At 54.3% G+C, this 256-nt stretch carries 1 pseudogene; it reads left to right on the top strand.

Going from position 1 to position 256, the window contains the following annotated elements:
- A pseudogene (locus SB753_RS39135) lies at nt 1–256 on the top strand (lipid A biosynthesis lauroyl acyltransferase); the annotation flags it as partial.

The raw sequence follows: 256 nt of genomic DNA, 5'->3' as shown, positions 1-256 counted from the left end.
GGCTTGGCAGTGGGCTCGGCGCGGCCCTGTATACGATTCCTGGCCGTCGCAAACATATAGTCCTTGTCAACCTGCGTCTCTGTTTTCCGGAAAAGACGACACGTGAGTGCGATGAGCTTGCAAGGGAACACTTCCGGCACGTCGTCCGCAGCTATCTCGAACGAGGCATTCAATGGTTTGGTAGCGCCCAAAGAATAAGAAATATTGTCCAGGTCCAAAGCGCGATTGATCTCGAAGACAGGAATGCTCCGCCCAC

This window comes from Paraburkholderia sp. SIMBA_053, assembly GCF_046534895.1.
Taxonomy (GTDB): domain Bacteria; phylum Pseudomonadota; class Gammaproteobacteria; order Burkholderiales; family Burkholderiaceae; genus Paraburkholderia; species Paraburkholderia caledonica.
The sequence above is the reverse complement of the archived record's forward strand: the minus strand, read 5'-3'. Positions and strand labels throughout refer to the sequence as shown.